Source organism: Microcoleus sp. (genome assembly GCF_049646505.1).
Taxonomy (GTDB): Bacteria; Cyanobacteriota; Cyanobacteriia; order Cyanobacteriales; family Microcoleaceae; genus Microcoleus.
This window is the reverse complement of record NZ_JBARVX010000149.1, coordinates 1-1,786: the sequence shown is the minus strand read 5'-3', so window position 1 is coordinate 1,786 and position 1,786 is coordinate 1. Positions and strand designations below refer to the sequence as shown.

The window sequence follows — 1,786 nt, the reverse complement described above, 5'->3', positions numbered from 1 at the left end:
GAGTATGACCTCGGTATTTAATGATATGAATACTCTTGACCAAGTGCTAGAAACTGCTTTAAAACTAACCTACGAACAGCAGGAAATGTTGATTAAAATTCTCCAAAACCGCCACCGCGAAAGTCGCCGTGCAGAAATAGCTGCGGATGCCCGCGGAGGCCAGCGCCACCTCATATGAGAGCTCGAAATGCTATATCTCTCTCTCAGCGATCTCTGCGTTCTCTGCGGTTCATTAATTCCTATAATCCAATTATTTCCCATCCAATCTCGGCACGCCTTCTAAAAAAGGGCCGCTCAACATTAATTCAGTGATCCTATCTAACTTGCCGCTGATTGGCAATTTTTTATCGGTTTGAAATCGCTCGATATCTGCTGTTAAATCCCCAGAATTATATCCTAATTTAGTCAAATAATCGATCGCCTGTTTGTCACTTAACAAGATATCGGCAGACCGAAAAATCGGCACGTATTCATTCCGCCAAACTAAGGCAAAAGTTGCTCTGTCTAAATAGAAAATCTTGCCTCTCGAAGGGTCTCCAATGGCTGCTACGCTGTCATTCATTCCTAGCAAAGCTACTGCGTGCGGTAGCTTGCGCGGGCCGTCAAACAGCCAAACTGCTAGCACTCCTGGGCGATTAATTTGCTGGATTTGCTCCCAACTCGGCGACAGCTCGATCGCATTTACACCCAACCCCCTCGCTGCTACAATCAACTGCGGCATCGAAGTGCCCAAACGACTCGTACCCGCCAAACGCGCTACACTCGATTCCGTCGCATCCATTCCCCAACGTCTCAAAACTGTTGCTAGCGCCGCCGGCGCACAACTGCTGTTAGAAGTTTGCCGAAATACGCCGTTTGGTTGCAAATTATCAACTAAATCATCATAAATTGGTGCGAGAAAATAAGCCTCAGCGCTGGTAAATCCGCCCAATCCCAACAAGCAAATTAAAATTACTGCGATTACTTGCGATCGCCCTGTCAGCCAACTTATACTAAACCCAATACCGCAGACTCCCATCAGCATTACTCTGAGCAAAGTCCAAGTAACCTGCATCCCGTGCACGCGCCACTCGACCGGCAAAGCTGGTATTTGCGGCAGATTTAGAGCCAGGAGCAGCAAAGCAATATAAAAACCCAAAAACAGCAGGGCGATCGAATTTCTGCCCTTAAACAAATCGTTAGCGGTCACTCCCGATCGCACTAACAGCTTTCCAAAGCGCATTCCCCAGACAAACAGCACCGAACCTAGCACCAGCGTCACAAGTATTTCCATAAGTTCAGAATTTGGTTGCTCAACTAGGTTTTAACATTTATCCGAGCTAAATTAAAGTTATAATCTGCAAAGCGCTGATTCGCGATCGATCAAAGCTCGCCAGACAGTAAATATTCAGGAAAAATTATGCCAGCAACAGCCGCTAACGATGTAGACGTAGCAGACCAATATTGGCACTACCTAGAAATATCGAAGGTTGCAACTATATTAGAAACCAACCCAGACAAAGGCTTAGAACCAGCAGAAGCAGCCAGCCGCCAACAAAAATTCGGTTTCAACGAATTAGTAGTAAAAGCTGGAAAACCAGTCTGGTTAAAATTCCTCCTGCAATTCAACCAACCTTTATTAATCATCTTGCTGAGTGCGGGTTTAATCAAAGCAGCAATTGGGGAATGGCTCAACGCCAGCGTAATTTTGGGCGTGACAACCATCAACGCTACTATCAGCTTCATCCAAGAAACGAGGGCAGAGAAAAAAATCGCAGCCATCGCCCAAGCAGTCAGCACAGAAGCC

General features: G+C 46.2%; 2 protein-coding genes. One reads left to right on the top strand and one right to left on the bottom strand.

Going from position 1 to position 1,786, the window contains the following annotated elements:
• Positions 1–250: 250 nt before the first annotated feature.
• Positions 251–1,273 (bottom strand): cysteine peptidase family C39 domain-containing protein, encoded by a 1,023-nt coding sequence (locus tag WBA89_RS08205; protein ID WP_424405478.1) that lies wholly within the window; start codon positions 1,271–1,273, stop codon positions 251–253.
• A 126-nt stretch (positions 1,274–1,399) separates the two neighbouring features.
• Between WBA89_RS08205 and WBA89_RS08200 the strand changes: the two genes are divergently transcribed.
• The coding region (locus WBA89_RS08200) for a cation-transporting P-type ATPase (RefSeq protein WP_424405476.1) at positions 1,400–1,786 on the top strand (387 nt) is incomplete at its 3' end.